We start from the raw sequence: 18,737 nt of genomic DNA on the forward strand, positions 1-18,737 counted from the left end.
CCAGTTCGGCCAGGGATCGGCCACCACCGCACGGCGACGTCGCACCGACGACGCCTGACGAGGGGATCCTTCGTGTTCGATTCCGTGACGAGCGTCGCGCTGCAGAGCGCACTCGACGGCCTGTCGATGCGCCAGAAGGTGATCGCGAACAACATCGCGAACATCAACACGACGAACTACCACGCCGAGAAGGTGCAGTTCGAGGACGCCCTGGCGAAGTCGATCGTGGACGGCGACGGTGCCACCACGCCGACGATGGCGCGCAGCCTCGAGCCGACGAACACGAACGGCAACAACGTCAACCTCGACGAGGAGACGCTGTCGAACATCGACACCGTGCTGCGGTACCAGTTCGCCACGCAGGCGATGAACTCCGAGCTCACCAGCGTCCGCGCGGCGATGCGGACGAACTCGTGACGACCTTCGACGCGATCGGCATCGCGAGCACCGGCCTGACCGTGCACCGGAAGTGGCTCGACGCCGTCTCGGACAACATCGCGAACGCGAACACCGTGACGTCGATGGACGACACCGCGTTCCAGGCACGGTACGTCGAGGTGCAGGAGGGCGCCGGCGTCTCCGGCGCCTACGTCAAGGGCGCCGCGTTCGGCAGCGCCGCCGGCCGGGTGACCTACGACCCGGACAACCCGCTCGCGAACGAGGAGGGCTACGTCCGCATGCCCGACATCGACCTCGGCACGCAGATGGCGGACCTCATCATGGCCCAGCGCGGCTACCAGGCGAACGCCGCCGTGGTCGACCGTGCCAAGACCGCCTACGAGGCGGCACTGCAGATCGGGAAGAACTGATGCCCATCGACGCCGTGAACGGTGTGACCACCAACGCGATGACGAACGCCCTGACGAGTGTGTCCGGGACGTCCAGCGACAGCACGAACGCGACCGGTGCCGCCGGCGCGACGACCGACGGCAGCGGGTTCGCCGCGAGCCTCGGCAACGCCGTCGACGGGCTGCAGTCGTTGCAGAGCGACTCGAAGACCCTCGCGCTCAAGGCCGTGACCGGCAACCTCGACGACATCCACGACGCCACGATCGCCGCCACCCGCGCGCAGGTCACGCTCGAGCTCGTCTCCGCCGTCCGCAACAAGGGCGTCGACGCCTTCAACGAGATCATGAGGATGCAGGCCTGATGCCCGTCGCCGTCAAGAACGTCTTCGCGCGCCTCAGCGCCTACGTGAAGGGCTTCTCCGCCGCCCAGCGCACCATCGCGATCCTGGCGATCGCGGCGCTCGTGCTCGGTGGGATCGCGCTCGCGTCCTGGCTCGGCAAGGCATCCTACGCGCCGCTCTTCACCGGGCTCGCCGCGGCCGACGCGAGCTCCATCACGGACCAGCTGCAGACCGACGGCGTGCCGTTCCAGCTCACCGACGGCGGCGCGACGATCCTCGTGCCGCAGGCGCAGGTGTACTCGGAGCGGCTCAAGGCAGCGTCGAACGGCCTGCCGTCGTCGAACGAGGGCGGCTACTCGCTGCTCGACAAGATGGGCGTGACGAGCTCGGAGTTCCAGCAGGACGTCACCTACAAGCGCGCGATGGAGGGCGAGCTCGCCAAGACCATCGGCGCGATGGACGGGGTGCAGACCGCCACCGTGCAGCTCGCGATCCCGGAGAAGTCCGTGTTCGTCTCCGAGGAGAAGGACCCGACCGCGTCGGTGTTCATCGCGACCGAGAACGGCACGCAGCTCAGCACCGACCAGGTGCAGGCCATCGTGCACCTGACGAGCGCCTCGGTCGAGGGCATGCAGCCCACCGACGTCTCGGTCGTCGACGCGAAGGGCCAGACCCTGTCCGCCGTCGGCACCGGTGCGACCGGCAGCGGCGCGGACCAGGCCGCCGACTACGACGCGGCGACGAGCAAGAAGATCCAGGACCTGCTCGACACCACGCTCGGCGTCGGCAACGCGACCGTCGTGGTCTCCGGGACCATGAACCAGGAGTCCGGCACGCGGACGTCCGAGAGCTACACGAGCCCGACCTCGGGTCCGGTCGCACTGAACGAGTCGAGCACCACCGAGGAGTACGGCGCCGGCTCCGGCGCGGGGAGCGGCGCGTCGGGGGTCCTCGGTCCGGACAACATCGCCGTCCCGAACGGCACCGCGACGAGCGGCACCGGTGACGACGGGTACAAGAACGAGTCGGCGACGAAGAACAACGCCGTCGACCACACCACCGAGACCACGCAGATCCCCTCGGGCGGGCTCGACCGGCAGACCATCTCGGTCGCGCTGAACTCGAAGGCCGACGCCGTGCAGAACGCGAACCTGCAGAGCATCAACGACCTGGTGTCCGCCGCCGCGGGTGTCGACCAGGACCGTGGCGACCAGGTCAAGGTCGCGATGATGGACTTCGACACGAGCGCCTCCGACCAGGCCGCCAAGGCCCTGGAAGCCCAGCAGAAGGCCGACCAGCAGGAAGCACTGTGGTCGTCGATCCGCACCGCCGGCATCGTGATCGGCATCGTCCTCGCCGTCATCGCGATCATGTTCTTCGTCGCCCGCCGCAACCGGAAGCAGGAGCGCGAGGCCGTCGACCTCGGCGAGCTCGACGCCTTCGCCGGTGAGACGTTCCAGCTGCCCCTCGCGATGGACGGCGTCGACGACCGGGCCACGCTCGGTGCCGGTGACGCGCCGACCGCCGTGCTGTCGGCGATGCCCGCCGGCGACGCCCCCACCGAGGTGCTGACGACCGAGGAGATCACCGCAGAGCGCCGCCGTCAGGACATCTCCGCCCTGGCCGAGCGCGACCCGAAGCGCACCGCCGAGCTCCTGCGCGGGCTCCTGGACGACCGGGCACCGGTGTGAGCGCGCTCATGCCGAGCCCCGGCGGCGGCTCCGGTCCGAGCGACCGTGCCCTGACCGGTGCGCAGAAGGTCGCGCTCATCCTCATGCAGATGGAGACCGACCGCGCCGCCGAGGTGATGAAGCAGTTCACCGAGATGGAGGCCGAGGAGATCTCCGCCGAGATCGTCCGGATGCGCCGCGTCGAGGACACCGTCGTCGACCAGACGCTGTCGGAGTTCCACCGGATCACGATGAGCGGCCGGCTGCAGAAGCGCGGCGGCAAGGAGACCGCGCTCGGGCTGCTCGAGGCGTCGTTCGGCGCCGAGCGGGCCGCCGGCGTGATGGACCGTCTGGCCTCGAACCTCGCCGGCCAGTCGTTCGACTTCCTCGACGACGCCGAACCCGGCCAGGTCATCTCCCTGCTCGAGGGCGAGCTGCCGCAGACGATCGCCCTCGTGCTCGCCCACCTGGGCGCCGGTCAGGCCAGTGCCGTGCTCGCCGGGATCGACGAGCGGGTCCGCACCGACGTCGCCCAGGCCTTCGCCACGATGGGCAGCGCGACCCCCGAGGCCGTCGGCATCGTCGCCGGTGTGCTGCGCCAGCGCGCCGGGGCCGTCGTGTCGCCGCGCGAGAGCGTCGAGGTCGTCGGTGGCATCGCGCCCCTGGTCGACATCATCAACCGCTCGGACGTCGCGACCGAGAAGGCCGTGCTCGAGGGACTCGAGGCCCGCGACCCGGAGCTCGCCGAGGACATCCGCTCCCGCATGCTCACCTTCGAGGACATCGTGAAGCTCGAGTCCCGCGACATCCAGCAGGTGCTGCGCGGCATCGACTCGAAGATCCTCGCGACCGCCATGAAGGGCGCAGCCGGGCCGGTCGTCGAGACCATCCGCGCGAACGTGTCCGAGCGCAACCGCGAACTGCTCGACGACGAACTGCAGGCCATGGGCCCGGTCCGCGTCTCGCAGGTCGAGGAAGCCCGCGCCGAGGTCGTCCGCTCCGTGCGCGAACTCGAGGCCCAGGGCGTCGTCACCGTGCACCGCGCCGAGGAGGACGAGCTCGTTGACTGACACCGTCGTGCACCGCGTCGCCTTCCCGGTGCTCGCCGACCCCGCCGGACGCGAGCGCGCGTCGAGCGCCGACGTCCGCGGGCACGCGGCCGGCTACACCGCCGGCCTGCGGGCCGCGCAGGCCGAGACCGACGCCCTGCGCGCCCGGCTCGAGGCAGAGCACGCCGCGCGGATCACCGCGCTGCAGGCCGACACGGCCCGCCGGATCGCGGTCCTCGACGCCGCCACGAACGCCATGCTCTCCACGGTCGCACCCGTCCTGGCGGACGCCGAGGCGTCGGTCGCGAGCGCGGCAGTCGACCTGGCCGAGGCGATCGTCGGCAACGTGGTCCGCGCCTCCAGGCCCGCGCACGACGCGACCGTCGCCGACGGTCCTGATGGACAGGGCAGCCGGGAGGCCCGGATCGCGTCCGGCGCGGAGGCCACCGTCCGGCGGGCGCTCGCGTCCGTCGACCGCACGGTCCCGGTGGCCGTCCGGCTGAGCCCGGCGGACGCCGCGCGCGTCGCCGGCCTCGACCTGCCGGTGCCGGTCGTCGCCGACGGCGCCCTGCGCGACGGCGACGCCGTCGTCGACCTGCCGGACGGCATGCTCGACGCGCGCATCGCCACGGCGCTCGACCGCGCCCGCACCGCCCTCGGTGTCGACGCGACGGGAGCCGACCGGTGACCGCCACGCTGCTCCGTCCGCGCGGCCTCGACGAGGCGCTGCTGCGGGCCGCGCCCCAGCGGGTCGGTGTCGTCACGAGCGCCGTCGGCCTGGGGCTGACGATCGCCGGGCTCGACGCCCGCGTCGGCGAGGTCGTCACGGTCGGCGCCGAGGACGGCGAACAGACCGCGGTCGAGGTCGTCGCCACCGATGCCTCGGGCGTCCGCTGCATGCCGCTCGGCCGCCTGACCGGCGTGACCGCGGGCACCCCGGCGCGTCCGACCGGCCGCCCGGTGCTCGTGCCGACCGGATCCGGTCTGTTCGGCCGCGTGCTCGACGGACTCGGCCGACCGATCGACGACCGCGGCCCGCTCGAGGGCCCCGGCGGCGAACCGGTCACCTGGGTCCCGCTCGACCACGACACCCCGAGCGCGATGGCCCGGACCCGCATCGACACCCCGATGCAGCTGGGCGTCCGCGTGCTCGACACCCTGACCACCGTCGGCCGCGGGCAGCGCATGGGCCTGTTCGCCGGGTCCGGTGTCGGCAAGTCGTCGCTGCTGTCGATGATCGCGCGCGGGAGCGACGCGGCAGTCAACGTCATCGCCCTGGTGGGGGAGCGTGGCCGTGAGGTGCGCGAGTTCCTGGAGGACGACCTGGGACCCGAGGGGCTCGCCCGCTCGATCGTCGTGGTGTCGACCTCCGACGAGCCGGCGCTCATGCGCCTGCGTGCCGCGTTCGTGGCCACCCGCATCGCCGAGTCGTTCCGCGATGCCGGGCAGGACGTCGTGCTCATGATGGACTCGCTCACCCGCGTCGCGATGGCGCAGCGTGAGATCGGCCTGTCGGTGGGGGAACCGCCGGCCACCCGGGGCTACCCGCCGTCGACGTTCTCGGTGCTCGCCGGACTGCTCGAGCGCGCCGGGACCGACCGCGTCGGCAGCATCACCGGCATGTACACCGTGCTCGTCGACGGCGACGACCACAACGAGCCGATCGCCGACGCCGCCCGCAGCATCCTGGACGGCCACGTCGTGCTCGACCGCAAGCTCGCGATCACCGGGCACTTCCCGTCGGTCGACGCCCTCGGCTCGGTGTCCCGCGTCGCCTCGAAGGTCACCCGACCCGAGCAGCGTGCCGCCGCCACCGTGCTGCGGAAGGTGATGGCCGCCCGTGCCGGTGCCCAGGACCTGCTCGACGTCGGTGCGTACCAGCGCGGGTCGAACCCGCTCGTGGACGCCGCCGTGGACCACCAGCAATCGATCGACGCGTTCCTGCGCCAGGGCATGGACGAGCGGGCCACGGCTGATGCGTCCTGGCAGCGCCTCGGCGGCCTCGTGCAGCAGCTGGGGGTGTCGTGATGGCCCGCCGTTTCCCGCTCGCCGGGCTCCTGCGCCTGCGCCACACCGAACAGGACCGTGCCGCCGCCACACTGGCCACCGCGAACGAGCGCGTCCGCGACGCCGCCGACGCCCGGATCGCTGCACGCCGCAGCCTCGCCGACAGCGAGGACGCCCAGCCCATCCAGGACGCCGCCACCCTGAGCGCCGTCGCCGCAGCCCGTGCCGCGACCCGCGGGATGCTCGAGGAGCTCGACGCCGTGGTGCAGAACCGCCGTGCCGACGCCGACCGGGCGCAGCAGGACTACACCGCCGCGCGTCGCGCCGCCGTCGGCCTCGAGAAGCTCGAGGGCAAGCACACCGAGCAGCAGGCGGCCGAGGAACTCCGGACCGAACAGAACGCCCTCGACGAGATCGCGGCACGACGCCGCACGGAAGGTGGTGCCCGATGAGCGTCGAAGCGGTGCTCTCCCGGATCTCGGAGATCCGGTCCCAGATCGACACGCTGCGCGGCGGGACGGCCACGGCTGCCCCGAGCGCCTCCGCCACCAGCGGTGCCGCGGGATCGTCGGCCTTCGCCGATGCCCTCGCGACCGCCGACGGCACGACCGGCGCCGCGAGCGCTGCCGGTGCGACCGCCGCAGCGACCCCGACGGCCACCCGTGCCCCGGCGACCTCGGTCGACGCCGGTGCCGGCACCCTCGCCACCGGCAGCGGCGCCACCGGGGCCGACGTCGTCGCCGACGCGAAGAAGTACCTCGGCGTGCCGTACGTGTTCGGCGGGGAGACGACCGCGGGCATGGACTGCTCGGGCCTGGTGCAGACGGTCTTCAAGGACCTCGGGGTCACGATGCCCCGGGTCGTGCCGGACCAGGCGAAGATGGGCGTCGAGGTCGGCTCCCTGAAGGACGCGCAGCCGGGCGACCTGATCATCCCGAAGGGCGAGGGCCACGTCGTCATCTACGTCGGCGACGGCAAGGTGCTGCACGCCCCGCGCCCCGGCAAGGACGTCCGGATCGTCGACAACTGGTACTCCGACGCCGACATCGCGACCATCCGCCGGATCGTCCCCGCCCAGGCGGCCCCGGCGGCCGTCGCCGCGCCGACCGCCTCGGCTGCGCGTTCCGCGACCGACCTGCAGACCGCCGCGCTGCTGTCCATGATGCAGTCCGGGAGCGCCGCATGAGCCTGACCATCGCCACCCAGCCGTCCGTGCCCACCGCACCGGGCTCCACCCGGGGTGCATCGTCCGACCCCGCGGCTGCCGGGTCCTTCGGTGCGGCACTGACCGCCGCCGTCGCGACCGAGCGGCGAGCCGGCGATGGTGGTGCTGGGCGGGACGACACCGATGGCCGCACGGCGGACGGGTCGGCTGCGACGCCGGGCAGCGCCGCCACGCCGTCTGCGTCTGCGGCCACGTCCGCGTCGGACCAGCCGGTGCCCGCGACCGAGGCAGCGCCCGTCGACGCGCAGGCGTTGCTCGCCGCCGGACTCGTGGCCGTGACCGCACCGCTCGTTCCGGCCAGCCGCGCCGCCGAGACTCCCGCCCGCGACCCACACGCCGCCGTGGCCGCAGCGGTGACCGCCGGAACGACCAACACCACGACCACGACACCGCCGTCGGGGGAGGGGGACACCTCGACGCCGGTGCCGTCGACCCCGGCGCCGACCACCGCCCCCGCCACGGCGACCCCGCAGCAGGCACCGGCGTCGGGCGCGGCACGGGGGACCGCTGCCGCAGCCACGACGGGCCCGGCGACCGCCACGACCCCCGCCGTGACACCCGCTGGCACCGCGTCTCCGGCCGCGCCCGCGACGACCGTCGCCGGCGCCACCCCCACGACGACCGCTGCGTCGACGACCGCAGCCGCGACCGACCCGGCGACCACCGCCCCGACGGCCGCTGCCGCGATCGCGGCCCCCGCTGCGACCCGCACCGCCGACGGCGACACCGCCACCGCGACCCCTGCTCAGGCACCGGTCGTGGCGGCCGCCGCCCCGGCAGCCGGCCCCGGCTCCCGAGCCGGCCACGGGACGGAGCAGCAGGCGTCGACGCCGGGTGATCCGGGCCTCCCGGCCGTCGCCCCCAGCCGCGGTGGCGAGACGCCGTTCGTCATGTCGACGACGCCGACCGCCGCGCCCGCCGCGGCGACCGCGCCGGCCCCGGCACCGCTCGCCCAGCAGCTCGCGCGACCGGTGTTCTCGCTCGCGCAGGCCGGCCCCGGTGAGCACGTGGTCACCGTGCAGGTCGTGCCGGACGCCCTCGGCCCGGTCACGGTCCGCGCGCACGTCACCGCGCACGGCATGCACGTCGAGCTGTTCGCCGCGTCGGACGCCGGCCGTGAGGCCGTCCGCCAGGTCCTCCCGGACCTCCGCCGCGACGCGGCCGGCACGGGTGTGAGCACCACGCTCGACCTGTCGTCGCAGAACCAGCCGCAGGACGCGCCGGGTCGCGACGAGCGCCCGGCCGCACGTGCGCTGCCTGGCGAACCCGCTCTGGAGGCGCGGGTCACCCCGCGCACGCAGCCCACCGCCCACACGCCCTCCATCCGCACCGCGGGACTCGACGTCCTCGCCTGATCCGGCTCACGAACAGGAACGCACCATGCCCATCGACGGCATCACCGGCAGCGTGGACCCGACCGCGCAGGCCGCGGCCCTCGCCGCGAACTCCACCGCCCAGAAGTCCCAGACGATGGACTCCGAGGTCTTCATGAAGCTGCTCGTCACGCAGCTGCGCAACCAGGACCCGTCGTCGCCGATGGACACCAACCAGATGATCGGCCAGCAGACGCAGCTCGCGATGATGGAGCAGATCACCAACCAGACCACGACGGGGAACGAGAACTTCTCGCTCCAGATGCGCATCGCCGCAGCGAACCTCGTCGGCAAGCAGGTCAGCTACACCGACGCCGACTCGGGCAAGTCCGTCACCGGGACAGCCTCGGCCGTGTCGTACGCGAACAGCGTCCCCACGGTCACCGTGAACGGGAAGGAGGTCGCTCTCGACGTGATCTCCGGCATCACCACCACCGCTCCGGCGTCCTGACGCCCGCTCGTTCCTTCCTCGTTCTTCCTCGTACTCCCTCGCTCTTCCTGCCTCTCCGAAAGGACGCACCATGCTCCGCTCGCTCTACTCCGGGATCTCCGGCCTCCGCTCCCACCAGCAGATGCTCGACGTCACCGGCAACAACATCGCCAACGTGAACACCGTCGGCTTCAAGTCGTCGACCACCGTGTTCCAGGACACCCTGTCGCAGATGACCCAGGGTGCCGGCGGACCGCAGACCGGCATCGGCGGCACGAACCCGGCCCAGATCGGCCTCGGCGTGCAGGTCGCCGGCGTCTCCACGAACTTCTCGCAGGGCTCGGCGCAGGCCACCGGCAAGGCGACCGACCTGATGATCTCGGGCGACGGCTTCTTCGTCACCCGCCTGGGCAACGACACCGTCTACACCCGTGCCGGTGCGTTCGACTTCGACGCCAACGGCCGCCTGGTCACCGCCGACGGCAAGATCGTGCAGGGCTACCCGGCCACGAACGGCGTCGTCAACGAGAACGGCCAGCTGTCCGACATCACGCTGCCGCTCGAAGCAGCGGCCCCGGCGGTCCGCACCACCGCCGCCACGGTCGCCGGCAACCTGCCGTCCGAGACCGCCGCCGGCCAGACCATCACCCGCGAAGCCACCGTGTACGACGCCTCGGGCGCCAAGCACACGATGTCCCTCGCCTACACGCGCACCGCCGACGGCTGGGACGTCACCGGGCGCAACGGCCAGGGCACCACGGCGACGACCTCGCTGACCTTCGGCACCGACGGCAAGCTGACCGCCGGCGGCACCCTCGCCGTCGGGGGCATCCGGGTCGACATGGGCGACCTGACCGGGTTCGCCTCGCTCAACACCGCGGCGATCGGCTCGCAGAACGGCCGCGAGGCGGGGGCGCTGCAGGCCTACTCGATCTCGAAGGACGGCACCGTCACCGGCACGTTCTCGAACGGTGCGTCGCTCGCGCTCGGCCGCATCGCCCTCGCCACGTTCGCCAACCCGGCCGGCCTCGAGAAGACCGGGGCGTCGGGCTACCGCGCCACGGCGAACTCCGGCGGCGCGACGGTCGGCGGCCCCGGCTCGGCAGGCGTCGGTTCGCTCGCGGCGGGGACGCTCGAGATGTCGAACGTCGACCTGTCGCAGGAGTTCACGAACCTGATCGTCGCGCAGCGCGGGTTCCAGGCGAACGCCCGCATCATCACCACCTCGGACGAGGTGCTGCAGGAGCTCACGAACCTGAAGCGCTAGGCGCGGGGGCTGCTCGCGTCGCGGGCGCTGCGCTCGCGTCTCGTGTCGCGTCGTCGGGCGCTTGGTGAGCAGGAACGGTCGGGTGCTGAAGGGGGACTCGACCGTTCCTGCTCACCATCGTTCGTGGCGCAGGGAGTTCGGCGCCGGTTCGTGACGAAACGGCGCGTCGCCACGTCTCATCGGTGCGATGCGCGAGAACCACGACACCGACCACCAGTCCGACCACCGCTGCTGCAGCGTCTTCGACCGCTGGCGGTGTGATCGACCACGCGGCCACGACGGCGTGCACGAGTCGCGTGCTCCCGGTGGCCGCACGAGCTGGAACGACGCGCTGACCGGGCGGCGGCTCGGGGACGTCTGAGATCGAACGCGGCCCGGGAGCGCGACGCGTCGTCCGGATCGGTGGCGGTCTGGGCGTGGCCCGTTGTATGGTCAGCGCATGCTGACCATTGCCTCGCGGCACGACGTGCTGAACCGTCTCGGGCGCGCGCTCTCCGACCCGACCCGCGCGCGCATCCTGCTCCGGTTGCTCGACGAACCCGGCTACCCGGCACGGCTCGCCGAGGAACTCGAGCTGACGCGGACGAACGTGTCGAACCACCTGGCGTGCCTGCGCGGCTGCGGGATCGTCGTCGCCGTGCCCGAGGGGCGTCGGACCCGCTACGAGATCGCGGACCGCAACCTCACCCGCGCGCTCGAGTCCCTGGTCGACGTGGTGCTGGCGGTGGACGTTGCCGACGACGACGGATGCGAGGTGGAGCGGTGACCACGGCTGCGGTGTCGCTCGCACCGGCTCGTGTCGGCGTGCTCCGGCGACGGATCCGGTGGATCGTCGCGGCGACCATCGCCTACAACGTGATCGAGGCCGTCGTGGCGATCGCCGCTGGATCGGTTGCGTCGTCCACCGCGCTGATCGGCTTCGGGCTCGACTCGATCGTCGAGGTCCTGTCGGCAGCGGCCGTCGCGTGGCAGTTCGCCGGGCGCGACCCGGAGGCCCGGGAACGAACGGCACTGCGGGTGATCGCGGTCTCGTTCTTCGGGCTCGCCGTCGTGGTCAGTGTCGATGCCGTCCTGACCTTCACGGGTGTCCGGTCGCCGGAGCACAGTCCGGTCGGCATCGTGCTGGCCGCGGTGAGCCTGGCGGTCATGCCGTTCCTGAGCCTCCTCGAACGGCGGACCGGACGCGAACTCGGTTCTGCGTCGGCGATCGCCGACTCGAAGCAGACGCTGATCTGCAGCTACCTGTCGGCGGCGGTGCTGCTCGGCCTGCTGGCGAACAGCCTGTTCGGCTGGTGGTGGGCCGATCCGCTCGCAGGACTCGTCGTGGTCGTGTTCGCCGTGCGCGAGGGGCTCGAAGCCTGGCGCGGCGACGCGTGCAAGCAGCCGGTGTCGGCGCTGACGGGGGAGCGCGAGGGCGACGGCTGCGACTGCTGCTGAACGGAGTCTGCCCGCGGTCGGCGGTTCAGTCGGCTTCGGACTCGCTGACGTGGCTCACCGCGTCACCGACGATGTGCGCGATGTGCTCGTCGTGCAGCGAGTAGACGGCGTTCCGCCCGATGCGCTCGACCTGCACGATGCCCGCGAGCCGCAGCGTGCGGAGGTGCTGGGACACCAGGGGCTGCGACAGCTCGGTCGCTTCGGCGAGGGAGCCGACGTCGGAAGGCTGGGAGATCAACGCCGACAGGATCCGGAGTCGGGCGGGTGAGGACAGCGCCTTGAAGAGTTCGGCTGCTGCTTCGATCCCGTCTGACATGGACTCATGTAAGCGCACGCGCATACGTGCATGCAACACGACGGCCCCGGCGCGGTGCGTCGGGGCCGTCGTGCAGGTCCGTCGATCGGTGCTGATCACGGGCCTGCGCTGATCAGGGGATCAGTGCTCGTCGTAGTGGTCGCCGTGCTGGGCGTGCTTGTGTCCGTCGTGGACGAAGTCGACGTGGTCCTCGTGCTGGACCGTCTCGTGGCCGCAGCCGTCCTGGTGGGTGTGCTCGGCGACGGTGTGCTCTGCGCTGTTCTCGTGCTCGGCCATGGTGACCTCCTGCTGATCGTCGGTTGGGATGCCCTCAGCGTAGAACACGTATGCAGAAGTAGCAATACATTTATAGATGAGAACGGATGTCAGCCCGGGAATCGCTGGGTTCCCGCGACGGCCGACGTCGGCAGCGCGTCCCCGGGGATCGCGACTCCGGCGGTGAGTGCCGACGTCCACTCCGCGGTCGGTGCGACCGCGGCGAGGTTCGACTGCAACAACGCCATCAGCGTGCGGTGCACCGTCTCGGCGGACACGGCCCCGCCGGCGTTGACGATGTTGATCGCGCCGGTCGCGTCGGACAGCACCTCGACCGAGACGCCGAGCGCCTCCGCCTCGGCTGCCGAGGCGATGATGCAGTTGTTCGTCATGAAGCCGACCAGGGTGACCGTGTCGATCGACCGCTCCTGCAGCCAGGCGAGCAGGTCCGTGTGGGCGAAGACGGAGCTGAACTGCTTCGTGACCTGATGCCACTGGGGCGTCCGTCGTCGCTCGATCTCGGGGTGCAGGGCGAACGCCTCCGTCGTCGGGTTGAACACCGGCGCAGCGTCACCGGCGGTGTGCTGGACGACGACGATCGGCGTGCCGGCAGCCGTCGCGGCGTCGATCGCGGTCGTGATCTGCGCGAGCGCGTCGCGGACAGGCGGGAACCGGACCTCGAGTGGACCGCTGAAGTACTCCAGCTGGATGTCGACGAGGACGAGGGCGCGCTGGGGATCGGACACGTGAGCTCCTTGGGTCGGTGGGCGTACTCGACGATCCTCGTCCGCCGACGCCCTCGGTGCGATTGGCACGCGTGCGTCGGTACGATGGATCCAGGCCAAACCGGAGGAGTCCCGCGTGCGGATCGCCATCTACGCCTTCGACGGCATCACGATGTTCCACCTGTCGGTCCCGCAGATGGTGTTCGACGAGGTCACCCGGCTCGGTCTCGCCGACTGGGAGACCGTCGTGTTCTCCGACCGGCCCGGTTCGGTCCGGACCGCTGAGAAGCTGACGCTCGGTCCCGTGCAGGGGCTCGGCGCCGCGGCGGACGCCGACCTGGTCGTGGTGCCGTCCTGGACCGACGACGGCACTCGCCTGCCGGCACCGACGGAACGGGCGGTCGTCGACGCGCACGCCCGGGGATCGGTCGTGGTCGGTCTGTGCCTCGGGTCGATCGCCGTCGCCGGTGCCGGGCTCCTCGCGGGACGCAGCGCCGTGACGCACTGGCGCGAGGTCGACCGGCTCGCCGCCGCGCACCCCGACGTCACCGTGGACGCCGACGTGCTCTACGTCGACCACGGTGACGTGCTGACCTCGGCGGGCACGGCGTCCGGGCTGGACGCGTGCCTGCACGTCGTGCGGACGCGGCTCGGCGCCGAGGCAGCGAACCGGGTCGCGCGGAGCCTGGTCGTCGCGCCGCACCGCGAAGGCGGGCAGGCCCAGTACATCGAGCGACCGGTCGTGCAGCATCGGGGCGACGACCCGGTGGCGACGGCATCAGCCTGGGCGGTGGAGCACCTGGACGAGGAGCTCGGCGTCGACCGACTCGCTGCGGCGGCCCACATGAGCCGCCGCAGCTTCGTCCGGGCCTTCAAGGCGTCGACCGGCACCACCCCGGCGGCCTGGGTACGGAGTCGCCGTCTGGACGAGGCCCGTCGGCTGCTCGAGACCACCGACCTGCCCGTCGACCGGATCGCCGCAGCGTGCGGGTTCGGCAACCCGGTCACGCTGCGGCAGAACTTCGCCGTGGCCTTCGGCAGCACGCCCTCGAGCTACCGCCGACGGTTCGACGCGCGGTCCTGACCGGCCAGCTGAAGGAGCGCGTTCCATCCCATGACGGCTGCAATGGGAACGCGAAACGGGCATACCTGATCGGAACGACCGACCGGGTACGCCCGTTTCGACCAGGTGTGCCCGGAGTCGCCCTACGACGACGTGGGCGGCGACGCCACCGATTCGATGCCGTCCAGCCGCGCCTCTTCCGCGTCGTACCCGGCACGCACCTGACGCAGCACCAGGTCGTCGATCTCGTCGGCGTCCCGCAGGCGCAACAGGGTGTTCGCCTTGTGCTGGACGAGTGCGAGCTCGAGGGCGACCGCGTTGTCGTGCCGCTGCAGCGCGGGGTGGTCGTCGTCGTCCCCTTCGCGGGCCTCGATCACGTCGAGGTGCGCCTCGTACTCCTTCCGCAGGCGATCGACGGTGGCACGATCGGCTCCGGTCGACCGTGCGAGACGGGGGAGCGCATCGAGCGCCTCCTCGATCGCGGTGCGTTCGGCGTAGCGACGTTCCTCGCTGACGGACTCGTCCTCGGGCAGCGCGGCGCGACGCAGGACGGCCGGCAGCACGAGGGCCTGGCCGACGATCGTGACGATGACCACGCCGGCGGTGACGAAGACGATGAGGTCCCGCTCGGGGAAGTCGCCACCGGACTCGAGGGTGCGCGGCACGGCGACGGCCATCGCGAGCGACACCGCGCCCCGGAAGCCGGCGAACCCGCTGACGAGCCGGTCGCGGTGCCCCTCGCGTGGTTCTCCGCCGGTGCGTCGGGTGACGAGCCAGATGGTCCCGCCCGCGGCGTTCAGGAACGCGAACCGCACGATGACGAGCAGCACCGCGACCGCGAAGACGATGCCGGTCCCGCGCAGCAGGTCGGCGGGGTCGAGTGCACGTGCGGCGACCATCGCCTCGATGCCGACCAGGACGAACAGCGCGCCGTTGAGCAGGAAGGTCAGGAACGACCAGAACGCGCGCACCTGCTGGCGGGTCTCGGCACGGTCGAGCTTGGGACCGACCTGGCTGACGACGATGCCGGCCGCCACGACGGCGAGCACGCCGGAAGCGCCGATGGCCTCGGCGGCCAGGAAGGCTGCGAAGGGCACGAGCAGGGTGACGAGGTTCTCGAGCACGACGGTGTCGACGCGCCGCAGCACCATCGTCCCGATCCACGCGGCCGCGAGCCCGGCGGCGACCCCGCCGATGTAGGACAGGACGAGCATGCCGGACACGCCCCAGAACGTGAGCTCCTGCGTGCCGACGGTGACGGCCACCGCGATGCCGTAGACCACGAGGGTGGTGCCGTCGTTCACCAGGCTCTCGGCGCGGAGCACCGTGACGTTCCGCCGCGGCAGCATCTTCGTGAGCACGCCGACCGCGGTCGCGTCGGTCGGGGCGACCGCGGCGCCGAGCACCCAGGCCGGTCCCCACGGCATCCCGAGCAGGTGCAGCAGGACGGCGACGGCACCGGCGGTCACCACGACGAGCAGGGTGCCCATCAGGACGATGCCGCGCAGGTTCTTCCGGATCTCGCGGAGCGACGTCGTCAGGCTCTCCCAGTAGAGCAGCGCCGGCAGGAACAGCAGCAGCACGGCCTCGGCGGGGAGCTCCACGTCCGCGAACTCCGGCACGAGCCCGAGCAGCGCGCCGAAGACCAGGAGCAGCACGGGTGGTGCGATCCGGATCCGGTCGGCCACGGCCGCCGTCAGTGCGATGGCGAGGCCGAGCACGACCACCAGTTCCGGTCCCAGCACGTGCACTCCGATCGTCGTCCGACCCGCCAGTCAACGCCGATCCACGGTGGATCCTTCCAGAACAGCCGGACGACGCGCCGCACACAGCCGAACGACGCGCCGCACGACACTGCACGACGCGTCACGAGCCGCCCCTCACACCGCCCGCGGCCGCCGCACCACCCGCCGCCACCACGCGCGCCACGGCAGGGAGCTCACCAGCGCCGACCCGATCACGACGGTCCCGAACCACCCCACGACGACGCCCGGGATCGGCACGAGCAGACTCGCCCACAGCAGCACCGACAGCACCCCGAGGACGTACGCCGCCCCGGCCTTCAGGTACCGCAGCCGCTTGAGCCCCGCAGCCTGGTCGACCCGCGAGGTCAGGCGGGCCAGGAACACCGCGCCCACCCCGATCGCCCCGATGGCGACCGCGGCCTGCTCGAGCGCCCCGAGCCCGTCCGACCCGAGCGGCCCGGACCCGGACAGGCTGTACACGCCGTCGAGGATCTCGAAGAGCATGAACACGACGAGCCCCCGCTCGAACACGACCGTCGACGCGTACAGGTGGATGCGCCAGGCTCCGCGGCCGACCCCGATCGACGCCGTGTCCGACCCGCCGCCGCCGGGGCCGCTGCGCAGCGCCCATGCCGCGGTCCGCTTCGACACGAGGTACGCCGCGATGCCGGCCACCCCACCGAGCGCGACCGGCAGCAGCGCACCGGCGGCCCAGCCGGAACGCGACCCGACGAGCACGGAGGTCACGACGACCCCCGTCGCAGCGGTGACCAGCGACCAGACGCACGGTCGTGCGACGGAGGCGAGCCGTGCCTCCAGGCTGCCCAGCCACGACCTGCGGGACGCGCGGTCGGTGTTGAACAGGTACTCGGCGAAGACCTGCCAGATGAACGCGGCGCCGAAGGCGGCGAGGGCGGGACGCACCTCGGCCAGGTGCGCGGAGAACGAGCCGGGCGCGAAGACGGCTTCCTCCACCGAGCTGGCCGGGTCGGTCGCGTCACCGACCGCGACGGCGGCCGGCGGCAGGAGCAGGCGCATCGCGAGCACGCCCGCGACGATCCCGAGCGACAGGAACAGCCGCCGGGCGGGGGAGTGCAGTCGGCCGGCGATGCCGGCCATCGGCACGGACGAGTCTGCGGCCATCGCGATCTCGAGGAACGCGAGGGCGACGAAGGCGAGCGCTGCGGCGGGGCCGAGTACCAGCCAGGCCGCCGCGGCGGCCGCGACGGTGATGAGCAGGGGGACGGTCAGGAGCGATCTCGTGGCCATCTGCCCATCCAGCACGGTCGGGCTGGGCGGCGCATGGAGCGCTCCTGGGCATCGGCCTGGAGGCCCGTGGGGGCTCCGCAGAACGGGTGACGGCCCGTCCCCACTTGCGGGGACGGGCCGTCAGGTCGCGCGGGTGGGTCGTCGCGTCAGTCGTGGAACGTCTCGATGGACGCGCCGAGCGAGTTGAGGCGCTCCTGCAGCTGCTCGTAGCCACGGGCGATGATGCCGACGTTGCGCAGGACGCTCTCGCCCTTCGCCGCGAGCATCGCCAGCAGGATCACCACGGCGGGGCGCAGCGCCGGCGGGCAGCTGATCTCGGCACCGGAGAAGTGCGTCGGACCGGTCACGTCGAGGCGGTGCGGGTCACGCAGGGTGACGCTCGCGCCCAGGCGGGTGAGGTCGAGCAGGTGGATCGCCCGGCCCTCGTAGACCCAGTCGTGCACGAGCGTGGTGCCCTCGGCCATGGCCGCGATGACGACGAAGAACGGCAGGTTGTCGATGTTCAGGCCGGGGAACGGCATCGCGTGGATCTTGTCGATCGGCGCGTGCAGCTCGGACGGGTGCACCGTGATGTCGACGAGGCGGGTGCGGCCGTTGGCGGCGGCGTACTCCTCGGTGACGTCGAAGCGCAGGCCCATCTCGGCCAGGGTCGCGAGCTCGATCTCGAGGAACTCGATCGGCGCCCGGGTCACGGTGAGGGTCGACGCGGTGACGATGCCCGCGGTCAGCAGGCTCATCGCCTCGACCGGGTCCTCGCTCGGCCAGTAGTCCACGACCTCGTCGATCTTGCTCTTGCCGGTGATGCGGAGCGTGGTGGTGCCGATGCCCTCGATCTGCACCCCGAGCAGCTCGAGGAAGAAGCAGAGGTCCTGCACCATGTAGTTGGGGCTGGCGTTCCGGATGACGGTCTCGCCGTCGCGGGCCGCGGCGGCCAGGATCGCGTTCTCGGTCACGGTGTCGCCGCGCTCGGTGAGCACGACCGACTTGGTGGGGACGGCCTGGTTCGCGACGTCGACCTCGTACCAACCGGAGGTCGCCTCGACGTCCACCCCGAACGGACGGAGCGCGATGAGGTGCGGCTCGACCGTGCGGGTGCCGAGGTCGCAGCCGCCGGCGTAGGGCAGGCGGAAGGACTCGTACCGGCCGCTGAGCGGGCCGAGGAACATGAGCACGCTGCGGGTGCGGCGGGCGGCGTCGGCGTCGATCGCGTCGAGGTGCAGGTCGTCGGGTGCGACGATCTCGAGGGTCTCGCCGTCCTCCGACCAGGTGACGCTCGCGCCGAGGCTGCGGAGCACGTCGATGATGCGGTCGACCTCGACGATCCGGGCGACCTTGTGCAGCCGGGTCACGCCGCGGTTGAGCAGCGAGGCGCAGAGCAGCGCCACGGCGGCGTTCTTGCTCGAGTTCACCGCGATGGAGCCGCTGAGCTTCCGGCCGCCCTGGACGCGCAGGTGTGCACGCTGCGGGGCGCCGCCGATCGAGACGATCTGCTGGTCGAGGGCGTCGCTGATGCGGGTGAGCATCTCGAGGGACAGGTTCTGCCCGCCCTGCTCGATGCGGTTGATGGCGCTCTGGCTGGTGCCGACGCGTTCGGCGAGCTGGGCCTGCGTCATGCTGCGGCCCTTGCGGGCGCCCCGGATCAGGGCGCCGACCTCACGGAGGGGTGCTGCGGTCGCCGGAGATGCCGGCGAGACGACGGTGGTGGTGTCGGTCATGCGCGCCACGCTAACACGCTCATGAGATAAACCAGTGGAAGATCGACACCCGTCGCGCGTTC

The 18,737-nt window shown here is 72.0% G+C and carries 22 protein-coding genes; 16 read left to right on the plus strand and 6 right to left on the minus strand.

Annotation, left to right across the window (positions count from 1 at the left end; translation table 11 throughout):
* Positions 1–72: 72 nt before the first annotated feature.
* From DEJ19_RS09015 to DEJ19_RS09085, 15 genes are all read left to right on the plus strand, one after another.
* Entirely contained in the window at positions 73–417 is a 345-nt protein-coding gene (locus tag DEJ19_RS09015; protein WP_017886135.1) for a flagellar basal body protein, read from the plus strand.
* The gene (locus DEJ19_RS09020) at positions 414–809 is read left to right on the plus strand and encodes a flagellar basal body rod protein FlgC (RefSeq protein WP_111232788.1); all 396 of its coding nucleotides are present in this window, start codon (positions 414–416) and stop codon (positions 807–809) included. Before DEJ19_RS09015 ends, DEJ19_RS09020 begins: the two co-directional genes overlap by 4 nt.
* The gene (gene fliE, locus DEJ19_RS09025) at positions 809–1,150 is read left to right on the plus strand and encodes a flagellar hook-basal body complex protein FliE (RefSeq protein WP_027465513.1); all 342 of its coding nucleotides are present in this window, start codon (positions 809–811) and stop codon (positions 1,148–1,150) included. Before DEJ19_RS09020 ends, fliE begins: the two co-directional genes overlap by 1 nt.
* Positions 1,150–2,820: a flagellar basal-body MS-ring/collar protein FliF gene (gene fliF, locus DEJ19_RS09030; protein WP_111232787.1), complete on the plus strand. Its 1,671-nt coding sequence runs from the start codon at positions 1,150–1,152 to the stop codon at positions 2,818–2,820. Before fliE ends, fliF begins: the two co-directional genes overlap by 1 nt.
* On the plus strand, positions 2,817–3,869 hold the full coding sequence (gene fliG, locus DEJ19_RS09035) for a flagellar motor switch protein FliG (RefSeq protein WP_253183659.1): 1,053 nt from the start codon (positions 2,817–2,819) through the stop codon (positions 3,867–3,869). The genes fliF and fliG overlap by 4 nt, the downstream gene beginning before the upstream one ends.
* The gene (locus DEJ19_RS09040; protein ID WP_111232786.1) at positions 3,862–4,536 is read left to right on the plus strand and encodes a FliH/SctL family protein; all 675 of its coding nucleotides are present in this window, start codon (positions 3,862–3,864) and stop codon (positions 4,534–4,536) included. Before fliG ends, DEJ19_RS09040 begins: the two co-directional genes overlap by 8 nt.
* Positions 4,533–5,876: a FliI/YscN family ATPase gene (locus DEJ19_RS09045; protein WP_111232785.1), complete on the plus strand. Its 1,344-nt coding sequence runs from the start codon at positions 4,533–4,535 to the stop codon at positions 5,874–5,876. Before DEJ19_RS09040 ends, DEJ19_RS09045 begins: the two co-directional genes overlap by 4 nt.
* Positions 5,876–6,307, plus strand: a complete 432-nt coding sequence (locus DEJ19_RS09050) for a flagellar FliJ family protein (RefSeq protein ID WP_071403924.1) — start codon at positions 5,876–5,878, stop codon at positions 6,305–6,307. Before DEJ19_RS09045 ends, DEJ19_RS09050 begins: the two co-directional genes overlap by 1 nt.
* Entirely contained in the window at positions 6,304–7,041 is a 738-nt protein-coding gene (locus DEJ19_RS09055) for a C40 family peptidase (RefSeq protein WP_111232784.1), read from the plus strand. The genes DEJ19_RS09050 and DEJ19_RS09055 overlap by 4 nt, the downstream gene beginning before the upstream one ends.
* Positions 7,038–8,435: a flagellar hook-length control protein FliK gene (locus DEJ19_RS09060; RefSeq protein ID WP_111232783.1), complete on the plus strand. Its 1,398-nt coding sequence runs from the start codon at positions 7,038–7,040 to the stop codon at positions 8,433–8,435. Before DEJ19_RS09055 ends, DEJ19_RS09060 begins: the two co-directional genes overlap by 4 nt.
* 25 nt (positions 8,436–8,460) lie before the next feature.
* On the plus strand, positions 8,461–8,904 hold the full coding sequence (locus tag DEJ19_RS09065) for a flagellar hook assembly protein FlgD (RefSeq protein WP_071403921.1): 444 nt from the start codon (positions 8,461–8,463) through the stop codon (positions 8,902–8,904).
* A 70-nt stretch (positions 8,905–8,974) separates the two neighbouring features.
* Positions 8,975–10,150: a flagellar hook protein FlgE gene (locus DEJ19_RS09070; RefSeq protein ID WP_111232782.1), complete on the plus strand. Its 1,176-nt coding sequence runs from the start codon at positions 8,975–8,977 to the stop codon at positions 10,148–10,150.
* Between the two features lie 187 nt (positions 10,151–10,337).
* Positions 10,338–10,511 (plus strand): hypothetical protein, encoded by a 174-nt coding sequence (locus DEJ19_RS09075; RefSeq protein ID WP_163343662.1) that lies wholly within the window; start codon positions 10,338–10,340, stop codon positions 10,509–10,511.
* A gap of 78 nt (positions 10,512–10,589) precedes the next feature.
* Positions 10,590–10,916 carry a Cd(II)/Pb(II)-sensing metalloregulatory transcriptional regulator CmtR gene (gene cmtR, locus DEJ19_RS09080; protein WP_111101187.1) on the plus strand — a complete coding sequence of 109 codons (327 nt, stop codon included), beginning with the start codon at positions 10,590–10,592 and terminating at the stop codon, positions 10,914–10,916.
* The gene (locus DEJ19_RS09085; protein WP_111232781.1) at positions 10,898–11,587 is read left to right on the plus strand and encodes a cation diffusion facilitator family transporter; all 690 of its coding nucleotides are present in this window, start codon (positions 10,898–10,900) and stop codon (positions 11,585–11,587) included. Before cmtR ends, DEJ19_RS09085 begins: the two co-directional genes overlap by 19 nt.
* Before the next feature lie 25 nt (positions 11,588–11,612).
* Here DEJ19_RS09085 and DEJ19_RS09090 read toward each other — a convergent pair whose 3' ends face one another.
* From DEJ19_RS09090 to DEJ19_RS09100, 3 genes are all read right to left on the minus strand, one after another.
* The gene (locus DEJ19_RS09090) at positions 11,613–11,903 is read right to left on the minus strand and encodes an ArsR/SmtB family transcription factor (protein WP_110863823.1); all 291 of its coding nucleotides are present in this window, start codon (positions 11,901–11,903) and stop codon (positions 11,613–11,615) included.
* Positions 11,904–12,023: 120 nt separating this feature from the next.
* The gene (locus DEJ19_RS09095; protein ID WP_017887460.1) at positions 12,024–12,179 is read right to left on the minus strand and encodes a hypothetical protein; all 156 of its coding nucleotides are present in this window, start codon (positions 12,177–12,179) and stop codon (positions 12,024–12,026) included.
* Positions 12,180–12,268: 89 nt separating this feature from the next.
* Entirely contained in the window at positions 12,269–12,904 is a 636-nt protein-coding gene (locus DEJ19_RS09100; protein WP_111101185.1) for an isochorismatase family protein, read from the minus strand.
* 115 nt (positions 12,905–13,019) lie between these two features.
* Between DEJ19_RS09100 and DEJ19_RS09105 the strand changes: the two genes are divergently transcribed.
* Positions 13,020–13,967: a GlxA family transcriptional regulator gene (locus DEJ19_RS09105; protein ID WP_111232780.1), complete on the plus strand. Its 948-nt coding sequence runs from the start codon at positions 13,020–13,022 to the stop codon at positions 13,965–13,967.
* Positions 13,968–14,089: 122 nt separating this feature from the next.
* On the opposite strand, the gene DEJ19_RS09110 is transcribed toward DEJ19_RS09105, so the two are convergent.
* The 3 genes from DEJ19_RS09110 to DEJ19_RS09120 form a co-directional block, all read right to left on the minus strand.
* A complete protein-coding gene (locus DEJ19_RS09110) occupies positions 14,090–15,691 on the minus strand; it encodes a Na+/H+ antiporter (protein ID WP_071404013.1) in 1,602 nt (533 codons plus the stop codon).
* A 135-nt stretch (positions 15,692–15,826) separates the two neighbouring features.
* Positions 15,827–16,960 carry a DUF475 domain-containing protein gene (locus tag DEJ19_RS09115; RefSeq protein WP_111232779.1) on the minus strand — a complete coding sequence of 378 codons (1,134 nt, stop codon included), beginning with the start codon at positions 16,958–16,960 and terminating at the stop codon, positions 15,827–15,829.
* Between the two features lie 146 nt (positions 16,961–17,106).
* Entirely contained in the window at positions 17,107–18,675 is a 1,569-nt protein-coding gene (locus DEJ19_RS09120) for a helix-turn-helix domain-containing protein (RefSeq protein WP_181422612.1), read from the minus strand.
* Between the last annotated feature and the right edge of the window lie 62 nt (positions 18,676–18,737).

Origin of the sequence: Curtobacterium sp. MCSS17_016 (assembly GCF_003234255.2) — a bacterium.
Taxonomy (GTDB): Bacteria; Actinomycetota; Actinomycetes; order Actinomycetales; family Microbacteriaceae; genus Curtobacterium; species Curtobacterium flaccumfaciens.

What these genes read in the sequence shown, in the direction of transcription:
- fliE (WP_027465513.1), top strand. Translation starts at nt 809, where the DNA reads ATGCCCATCGACGCCGTGAACGGTGTGACCACCAACGCGATGACGAAC.
- fliF (WP_111232787.1), top strand. Translation starts at nt 1,150, where the DNA reads ATGCCCGTCGCCGTCAAGAACGTCTTCGCGCGCCTCAGCGCCTACGTG.
- DEJ19_RS09050 (WP_071403924.1), top strand. Translation starts at nt 5,876, where the DNA reads ATGGCCCGCCGTTTCCCGCTCGCCGGGCTCCTGCGCCTGCGCCACACC.
- DEJ19_RS09055 (WP_111232784.1), top strand. Translation starts at nt 6,304, where the DNA reads ATGAGCGTCGAAGCGGTGCTCTCCCGGATCTCGGAGATCCGGTCCCAG.
- DEJ19_RS09060 (WP_111232783.1), top strand. Translation starts at nt 7,038, where the DNA reads ATGAGCCTGACCATCGCCACCCAGCCGTCCGTGCCCACCGCACCGGGC.
- DEJ19_RS09065 (WP_071403921.1), top strand. Translation starts at nt 8,461, where the DNA reads ATGCCCATCGACGGCATCACCGGCAGCGTGGACCCGACCGCGCAGGCC.
- DEJ19_RS09070 (WP_111232782.1), top strand. Translation starts at nt 8,975, where the DNA reads ATGCTCCGCTCGCTCTACTCCGGGATCTCCGGCCTCCGCTCCCACCAG.
- DEJ19_RS09075 (WP_163343662.1), top strand. Translation starts at nt 10,338, where the DNA reads ATGCGCGAGAACCACGACACCGACCACCAGTCCGACCACCGCTGCTGC.
- cmtR (WP_111101187.1), top strand. Translation starts at nt 10,590, where the DNA reads ATGCTGACCATTGCCTCGCGGCACGACGTGCTGAACCGTCTCGGGCGC.
- DEJ19_RS09085 (WP_111232781.1), top strand. Translation starts at nt 10,898, where the DNA reads ATGCGAGGTGGAGCGGTGACCACGGCTGCGGTGTCGCTCGCACCGGCT.
- DEJ19_RS09090 (WP_110863823.1), bottom strand. Translation starts at nt 11,903, where the DNA reads ATGTCAGACGGGATCGAAGCAGCAGCCGAACTCTTCAAGGCGCTGTCC.
- DEJ19_RS09095 (WP_017887460.1), bottom strand. Translation starts at nt 12,179, where the DNA reads ATGGCCGAGCACGAGAACAGCGCAGAGCACACCGTCGCCGAGCACACC.
- DEJ19_RS09115 (WP_111232779.1), bottom strand. Translation starts at nt 16,960, where the DNA reads ATGGCCACGAGATCGCTCCTGACCGTCCCCCTGCTCATCACCGTCGCG.
- DEJ19_RS09120 (WP_181422612.1), bottom strand. Translation starts at nt 18,675, where the DNA reads ATGACCGACACCACCACCGTCGTCTCGCCGGCATCTCCGGCGACCGCA.